We start from the raw sequence: 6,388 nt of genomic DNA on the forward strand, positions 1-6,388 counted from the left end.
TGTCCCGCGTCAAGTAGTTGGCAGGGATTCTTCGATTTCGAAGTTGGGGATGGTCGGGTCGGCCAGGCCCATGTGCACCTCTATCGGCCGGTTCCAAGCGATCGCCTCATGAGGGCGGGTCTCGTTGTACTCGATGCGGTAGTCCTCGGCGCGTTCGACGAGGGTGAGCGCGTCGGGGATGTCGTCGAGGAACAGCCGTTCGTACTTCAGCGTCCCGAAGCCGCGTTCGCGTGATCCGTTCTGCCCCGGTGACTTCACCCTGGTGCGGACGTGTCGCAGTTCGGGGTGGCGCATGATGAACAGCTCGAAGTTCATCGATCGGAATGGACCGCCGTTGTCTGTGACGATCGTGACGACCGGCAGCAGCTCGCCGGTCTCGTCGTCGACCTGACATTGGTCGACGAGGGGGTGGCCGAACAGGGTCACGTAGTCGACGAGGGCGAGTTCGATCGCGGCGATCGCGTCGTGCTGGTTCGCGGTCGGCGAGGTGTGAAACGGGTGCTCGAGCTTCGAGTACCAGTCCCGGCAGCCGGCGATCCTCCAGATCCCACCCTGGGTGGTCTCGAACTCGCTGAAGTCCAACTGCCATACCTGGTTCGGGCCGGTCGGGTTTCGTGCGAACGCGGCCTTGCGGTTCTTCGCGAGTTCTCGACGCTGCTTCTGGTACTCCGATGGCAGGATCAGCCCGTCATCGCGCAGCAGCCGCAGCACGGTCGCCTGGGACACCTTGTGTCCGTCATGGCGGGTCATCGCCCAGATCTTCCGGTGGCCCCACTCCGGCTTCTTCAACGCATGCGCGACCACCAGCGGCCGGGCCGCGTCTCGCGCCGGCTGCGGCCACGGGCCCTTCGGCGGCCGGTCAGTCTTCGCCTTGGCCTGCCAGCGCCGCCAGGTGCGTTCGGGCATGTCGATCAGCTGACAGAACCTCGCGGTCGACATGCCCGCCTCGGTGCGGATCACCTCGAGGTCCTCGAAGGGCCCAGGCGGCCCTCGGCGCTCTTCTTCCAGACCCGGATCTCGACCGCGGCCTCACCCAGCGCCTGGGTGAGCTCGGCGACCTCGTCCTCGAGCTGCTGCTCGCGGGTCGAGGGCTTGGACTTACCCGCCTCGATGCCGGCTCTGCCGCCCTCGAGGAACTGGCGCTTCCAGTTCCCGATGGCCTGCTCCGAGACCTTCTCACGGCGGCCCGCTTCAGCGATCGTGATCTCGCCCTGCAACACGGACAACACGATGCGGAGCTTCTTCTCCACGGGGATCGTCGGTGGACGACTCATGACATTCAGACCTCTCAGCTGGGGCGTTACATCAGCAACTAACTACCCCTGCCAAACATTCTGACGCGCGACAGTACCAGCACGGCGGAACCACGGACTCGGAGATCCGATACCGAACCGTGAACCATTCCACCCACGCCCGCAACGCCTGCCATTCAGTGCGGGCATCCCGATCGGTCAGGGTGCGCCAGTCCACGACGTGCCCGCCGATCGGGGCGGAGCCGGCGTAACGGATGTCGGGTTCGAGCTCGGTTAGGTCCGCGGCGATCGCATCGTCCAGATCGATGGGGTCTTCGTAGTCATTCATGACGGGCTCCCGTCAGGGGATTGCAGAGCGGGGCGGAGGCGTTCCAGGGCGAGGCGGGTGGCGTCTCGGCGGGTGCGGTTGCGGGAGAGGACCACGTCGCGGTCGATGAGGCGGTGCAGCAGGTCATGGCAGTACGCGTGCAACGGGATGAGGTCCTCATGCGCCTCGAGCGCCTTGTACCGCCCCTGGATGATCGTCACCCCGGTGTAGTCAAGGTGGTGCAACTGCAGCTGCCTTTTCGACGCGGGACGACCGCAGGCCGCGCAGACCAGTGGCCACCCGAGCGCTGCCTGTTGGGTGAACCAGCGGTCCCGGCGGGCGAACCAGGCCGGGGAGCGGAGGAACCCGGACCGGTACAGGTTCATGATCGGGGGTTTGCGGTGGTTGCTCATTCGTCGATCACCGCCTCCGTTGCATCCGCCCGGGAGGGGGCGGACGGGCGTCGTGTCTCGAACACGTCGCGTTGCTCTTGCTCGGTCTGGTGTTTGCCGGTTTGGATGGTGGCGGCGTCGCGGCGTTCGTCCCACCCGGTGAGTTCCAGCAGCACGCTGCGCCGGTTGCGGTAGGCGAGCAGCCCGGTGCTGGGCGGGAGACGCCGGATCTCATCCACCGACATCAGGGGGCGGCGTTCGTGGTGCTCGTTGGTGGAATGCCCGGCATCCCGTGTCGTCCAGGACCGTAGCGTGCGCTGGGTGTCGCGGGTGCCGAGCAGGGATTCGATGTCGCGGAGGTGGTTCACGTGGCTGGCCCCGCCGAGGAGCACTTTCGCGGTCGCGGCGGCCCAGATCGTGTCGGCCTCCGCCCGGGACCAGGATGTCTCGGCTTGGGAGAGAGCCTGCAGGACGATGAAGGTGCAGATTCCGCGGCCGCCGCCGTCGGCCATGATGCGGGGCAGGTTCCCCCATCGGAACATGTTCGCGATCTCGTCGAGGATGAGTCCGAGCGGGTGGGTCAGGCGGGAGCCGGGGGAGGCGAGCGCCGTGGTGCGGGCGACTTCGACGATGTCATCCAGGAGAGCGCTGAGCCATCCGCCCATCGCCGATGCCCCCGACGAGGACCCGATCAAGTACAGGGTGTTCGCGGCGTTGAGGAATTCGCGCGGGTCGAACGTCGGGTCGCCGGGGTGTGGGAGCAGGGTGTCGCGGATCTGCGGGACGGCGAGCGGGGCGACGGCGCCGTGCACGCCGAACCAGATGGAGGAGACGAGTTTTTCGTCCCCGCTGATGGTGGCGTCGAGGCTGTCTCCCCACCCGGGTGTGCCGTCGGCCTTGAGGATGTCGACCGCGTCTCGGGTTTGGGCGGGGCTGGTGCCCCAGTCATACAGTTCCGCGATCGACTTCCCGCCGACGGCGGCGGCGTGCAGCAGCCGGCCCAGGACGACACCGGAGGCTTGGGCCCATTCTCCGTTCGTGGTCGAGGCGCCCAGGGCGGTGCCGGTGATGATCGCGGTCCCGCGTTGCATTGCAACCAGGGGGTTCTCGCAGCCGACGATCGGGGAGACCCGGAGCGGGTGACGGATGCCGGAGAGCCCTTGCGGGTCGAACACGTGGACGGTCCCGCGGGCCTGCCGCATCCGCATCGTCGCGGTCAGGTTGTCGTTTGTGGTTGATGTGGTGATCAGTGGTCCTGACCAGTCCACGATCGCCGAGATCAACACCCGATACCCCTTCCCGGACCGGGGCGGCCCCTCGAGGGCGACGGAGTCTTCGATGGAGACGTATACGTCTTGCCCGCGGGCGCGCCCGACTCGCCACCCGACGTCGGTAGGGGTGGGTCTGGCCAGGTCGGGGCGGAGTTGCTGGGCGCGACGCAGCACGGCGCGGGCGGAGAGATGGTCGCGGATTTCGGAGGTGCTGGCGAATCCGGTCCGGGTGCGGAGGTCCGCGATGAATGCCCGGTCCGATTCCCGGTACCGGCGCACCGCCCTCACCAGCCACACGGCGAGCCCGGCGACGAGGAGGACGGCGGCCACGTCGGCGACTCGAATCCACTCAACCGGCAGGACGCACCCGGCGGGGATTGCGTACCCGGCCGGGTTGCCGGTGATCGCCAGCCCGAGGCCGGCAAACAGGTTGCCCGGTGTGGGGCGGGTGCCGCAGACACGCCCCGTGATCGCCTCGGCGAGGAACCCGAACGCGACGGCCAGGATCACCCCGCCTGCGATGGTGATCGCGACCGTCTTCCCCAGCACACCCTGCGACATGGCCAACCCTCGCTTTCAGAGTGCCTCGGCGGCCGCGGCGGCCGCGCCCAGCCAGGCGTCCCGGGTGCGCCGGTGCAAGGCGTCGAAGCGGAGTTGCCCGGCTTTGAGGGCGGGATCGAACGGGACGATCTGGACGGCGCGGACGTGCGGGGCGAACCCGTCCGCGATCCGACGGGCCACGGTCAGAGCAGGTTCGGATTGGGTGACGATGACGACGGCATTCGCGGCCAGTGCCGCGGAACGCTCGTCACGCCCATGGAGCGCGTCCAGGAGGAGGGCGGCGGATTCGGCGGACTCGGGGGTTGCGAGGGTGGGGATCACGAGTTGGTAGGAGGAGTCGATCATCCGCAGCCACCGTTCGGCGGACTCATCGTTGCCGGAGTCGAAGATCACGAGCCGGTAGTAGCGGGCGGCGACCTGCATCAGCAAGTCGAACTCGGCCGCTTGGATGCGTTGATCGGTGGCGAGCAGTTCTGGGTTGGAGCGGAGGACGTCGTACCGGTCGGTGGCCTGGTGGTGCACGAACCGGGTGATGTCGGACACTCCTGCGGACGGGCTGAGGAGGGTGGGGGCGGCGGGGAGTAGGTCGCGGAGGGTGGTGTCGTAGAGGCCTTGTTCGGTGCGCCAGCCGAGGGTGCCGCGGGTGTCGTTGTTGTCCCAGGCGAGGACCTGCCCGCTGCCTTCCCTTGCGTAGACGGCGGCGAGCATCGCGCACGTCATCGTCTTACCGACGCCGCCTTTGCCGTTCGCGACGGCGATCGTGCGGCATCCCGCCCACTGCCGCGATACGGTCGCCGTCCACGCGGCCCGCTCGCGCTGTGCCGCCGAGGGGCGCACGGTGATTCCGAGGCGGGCGAGCGCGCCCCGCCACCAGGCAGAAGCGGCGGGAGTGTCGATGGTGGAGGTGAGGAAGGTGGGGCGTGTGGGGGACTCCACAGCCGGCAGCGGTCCTGCGCGGAGGCCATCCGGCCGTGGAGTCTGTTCCCTCACCTCCTTTCCCTGCCCCCTGTTGTGGGCGTCGTCGGAACTGCTCGTGGAGTCGGATGCGGTGGTGACAGGGGTGACCGGGGTGAGGGCCCCATCGGTGCCGATGAGGAGGTGGTGGTCGCCGCGGTCGCCGGAGGTGACCAGTTCGACCGGGGTTCCGGTGCGGCGGGCCTCGTCGGTGGCGCGGCGCAGGATCGTGTGCCGGATGTCTTCGCCCCCGGTGGCGGTGATCGGTTCGGTGTGCCCGTGGGCCCTGACCCCAGTTCTTGGACACGCTGAATCCAGCATTTTGCTGGGGAAGCGAGATGATCAGAATCATGGTTAGGAAGAACTACTCCGACGGGTTCCGGCGGCAGGCCGTGGACTTGTACGAGTCCACTCCCGGGGCGACGGTGCGTGGCATCGCCGCTGATCTCGGGATCGAGCGCGGCACGTTGCGGCTGTGGCTGGAGCGGCACGGGACGGGCCGGAAGACGGCTGCGGACGGCACCGCCGCGCGCAGCCCGTTCAAGGCGTCGGCGACCTCGCCGACGGCGGATGCGGGGGCGGATGAGACGCCCGCGCAGCGCATCGCACGCCTGGAGGGGCGGGTCGCGCAGCTGGAGGTCGAGCAGGTCAAGCTCGTCACCGAGCGTGAGATCCTGCGGCAGGCGGCCAAGTATTTCGCGGGGGAGACGAACTGGTGAACCGCTTCCAGTTCGTTGAGGACCTCTCAGCCACCTACCCGGTGAAGCGGTTGTGTCAGCTCGTCGAGATCACGAGGTCCTCGTTCTACGCATGGCGGGCCGGCGCCGCCGCCCGGCGGGCGCGCGCCGCGGAGGACGACGTTCTGGCGGGGCGGATCCGCGCCGTCCACGAAGGCGACAACACGATGGGCGCGCCACGGATCACCGCCGAGCTCAATGACGGCGCCGCGCCGTCCGAGCGGGTCAACCGCAAGCGGGTCGCCCGCGTGATGCGAGACAACGAGATCCACGGGTACCAGCGCAAGCGGCGGGTGCGCACCACCGTCCCCGAGCCGTCGGGACAGGTCGTCCCCGACCTGCTGAAACGGGACTTCACCGCCGAGGCGCCGAACCAGCGGTATGTCGGCGACATCACCTATCTGCCGCTGGCTGACGGGCAGAACCTGTATCTGGCGACCGTGATCGACTGCTGCTCGAGACGGCTGGCCGGGTGGGCGGTCGCGGACCACATGCGCAACGAGCTCGTCGAAGATGCGCTGCGTTCGGCGAGGCTGACCCGCGGCAGGCTGACCGGGTCCGTGTTCCACTCGGACCACGGATCGGTCTACACCTCCAAGGCCTACGCGGGACTGTGCAAGCGGCTCGGCGTGACACAGTCCATGGGCGCGGTGGGCACGAGCGCTGACAATGCCCTCGCGGAGGCGTTCAACGCGACGCTCAAGCGCGAGGTCCTGCAAGACCGGGCCGTGTTCGCCGACGAGGCCTCCTGCCGTCGCGAGGTGTTCCGGTGGCTCGTGCGCTACAACAACACCCGCCGCCACTCCTACCTCGGCTACATCGCGCCCGTCGCATTCGAAGCCGAACTCACCGCCGCTACGCTACCGATAGCGGCATAATCCCACCCCGTGTCCAAGAACCGGGGGCAAGGCCC

The 6,388-nt window shown here is 68.4% G+C and carries 7 protein-coding genes; 1 reads left to right on the top strand and 6 read right to left on the bottom strand.

All coding sequences use genetic code 11. The annotated features are described in order from the left end of the window. Window positions 1-9 precede the first annotated feature (9 nt). Genes CGU34_RS04795 through CGU34_RS04820 form a run of 6 tightly spaced genes read right to left on the bottom strand, consistent with a single transcriptional unit; the run spans window position 10 to window position 5,059 of the window. Window positions 10-960 (bottom strand): integrase core domain-containing protein, encoded by a 951-nt coding sequence (locus tag CGU34_RS04795; RefSeq protein ID WP_036296135.1) that lies wholly within the window; start codon window positions 958-960, stop codon window positions 10-12. Continuing rightward, window positions 957-1,274 (bottom strand): helix-turn-helix domain-containing protein, encoded by a 318-nt coding sequence (locus CGU34_RS04800; RefSeq protein WP_081766164.1) that lies wholly within the window; start codon window positions 1,272-1,274, stop codon window positions 957-959. Before CGU34_RS04800 ends, CGU34_RS04795 begins: the two co-directional genes overlap by 4 nt. 31 nt (window positions 1,275-1,305) lie before the next feature. Further along, window positions 1,306-1,581 carry a hypothetical protein gene (locus CGU34_RS04805; protein ID WP_100813446.1) on the bottom strand — a complete coding sequence of 92 codons (276 nt, stop codon included), beginning with the start codon at window positions 1,579-1,581 and terminating at the stop codon, window positions 1,306-1,308. Next, window positions 1,578-1,973, bottom strand: a complete 396-nt coding sequence (locus CGU34_RS04810; protein ID WP_036300578.1) for an HNH endonuclease signature motif containing protein — start codon at window positions 1,971-1,973, stop codon at window positions 1,578-1,580. The genes CGU34_RS04805 and CGU34_RS04810 overlap by 4 nt, the downstream gene beginning before the upstream one ends. Further along, complete coding sequence (locus tag CGU34_RS04815; RefSeq protein ID WP_100813447.1) at window positions 1,970-3,784, bottom strand: type IV secretory system conjugative DNA transfer family protein; 1,815 nt, start codon at window positions 3,782-3,784, stop codon at window positions 1,970-1,972. The genes CGU34_RS04810 and CGU34_RS04815 overlap by 4 nt, the downstream gene beginning before the upstream one ends. A gap of 15 nt (window positions 3,785-3,799) precedes the next feature. Further along, window positions 3,800-5,059, bottom strand: coding sequence for a ParA family protein (locus tag CGU34_RS04820; RefSeq protein WP_100813448.1), 1,260 nt, complete (start codon window positions 5,057-5,059; stop codon window positions 3,800-3,802). A 29-nt stretch (window positions 5,060-5,088) separates the two neighbouring features. Here CGU34_RS04820 and CGU34_RS04825 point away from each other — a divergent pair. Continuing rightward, window positions 5,089-6,353 (top strand): IS3 family transposase gene (locus tag CGU34_RS04825; protein ID WP_100813234.1). Its coding sequence is split into 2 segments (ribosomal slippage): window positions 5,089-5,440 and window positions 5,440-6,353, totalling 1,266 coding nucleotides; the frame shifts between segments, so codons are not numbered across the junction. Window positions 6,354-6,388: the final 35 nt, after the last annotated feature.

It is taken from the genome of Microbacterium lacus, from assembly GCF_002812805.1.
Lineage (GTDB): Bacteria > Actinomycetota > Actinomycetes > Actinomycetales > Microbacteriaceae > Microbacterium > Microbacterium lacus_A.